The sequence below is a fragment of the Exiguobacterium sp. HVEsp1 genome, from assembly GCF_002009685.1.
In the GTDB taxonomy this organism is placed as follows: Bacteria; Bacillota; Bacilli; order Exiguobacteriales; family Exiguobacteriaceae; genus Exiguobacterium; species Exiguobacterium profundum.
In genome coordinates this window covers 1-1294 of the sequence record NZ_KV917367.1, presented here as the reverse complement: position 1 = coordinate 1294, position 1294 = coordinate 1, and the positions used below count along the sequence as shown (strand labels likewise).

Annotated in this window: 1 rRNA gene and 1 other annotated feature; the gene reads left to right on the top strand. The window is 54.8% G+C overall.

The window, feature by feature from the left end:
• Nucleotides 1–1157 (top strand) — a sequence feature (23S ribosomal RNA rRNA prediction is too short).
• Nucleotides 1158–1209: 52 nt separating this feature from the next.
• Nucleotides 1210–1294 (top strand): 5S ribosomal RNA (gene rrf, locus BV910_RS00005); the annotation flags it as partial.

The window sequence follows — 1294 nt, the reverse complement described above, 5'->3', positions numbered from 1 at the left end:
ACATAAGCCGCAGTGAATAGGCCCAAACGACTGTTTAGCAAAAACACAGGTCTCTGCTAAATCGCAAGATGAAGTATAGGGGCTGACGCCTGCCCGGTGCTGGAAGGTTAAGGGGATGTGTCATCGCAAGAGAAGCACTGAACCGAAGCCCCAGTAAACGGCGGCCGTAACTATAACGGTCCTAAGGTAGCGAAATTCCTTGTCGGGTAAGTTCCGACCCGCACGAAAGGCGTAACGATTTGGGCACTGTCTCAACGAGAGACCCGGTGAAATCATAGTACCTGTGAAGATGCAGGTTACCCGCGACAGGACGGAAAGACCCCATGGAGCTTTACTACAGCCTGATATTGAGGCTTTGTACGCGATGTACAGGATAGGTGGGAGTTTGTGAAGCCGGAGCGCCAGCTTCGGTGGAGACACCCTTGGGATACCACCCTTTGCGTATAGAGTCTCTAACTCGCAGCCGTGATCCGGCTGGAGGACCGTGTCAGGCGGGTAGTTTGACTGGGGCGGTCGCCTCCTAAACAGTAACGGAGGCGCCCAAAGGTTCCCTCAGAATGGTTGGAAATCATTCGAAGAGTGCAAAGGCAGAAGGGAGCTTGACTGCGAGACCTACAAGTCGAGCAGGGACGAAAGTCGGGCTTAGTGATCCGGTGGTTCCGCATGGAAGGGCCATCGCTCAACGGATAAAAGCTACCCTGGGGATAACAGGCTGATCTCCCCCAAGAGTCCACATCGACGGGGAGGTTTGGCACCTCGATGTCGGCTCATCGCATCCTGGGGCTGGAGTAGGTCCCAAGGGTTGGGCTGTTCGCCCATTAAAGCGGTACGCGAGCTGGGTTCAGAACGTCGTGAGACAGTTCGGTCCCTATCCGTCGTGGGCGCAGGAAATTTGAGGAGAGCTGTCCTTAGTACGAGAGGACCGGGATGGACGCACCGCTGGTGTACCAGTTGTTCCGCCAGGAGCACCGCTGGGTAGCTACGTGCGGACGGGATAAGTGCTGAAAGCATCTAAGCATGAAGCCCCCTCCGAGATGAGATTTCCCTTTGAGCAATCAAGAAAGACCCCTCAGAGACGATGAGGTAGATAGGTCATGGGTGGAAGCGTGGCGACACGTGGAGCTGAATGATACTAATCGGTCGAGGCTTTGATCTAGTCTAATGGTTTGTGTTGATGAATCCTCAGTTTTCAGGGAACAAGCCCTAAAGTCTGGTGGCGATAGCGAGACGGCCACACCCGTTCCCATGCCGAACACGGAAGTTAAGCGTCTCAGCGCCGAAAGTAGTTGGGGGA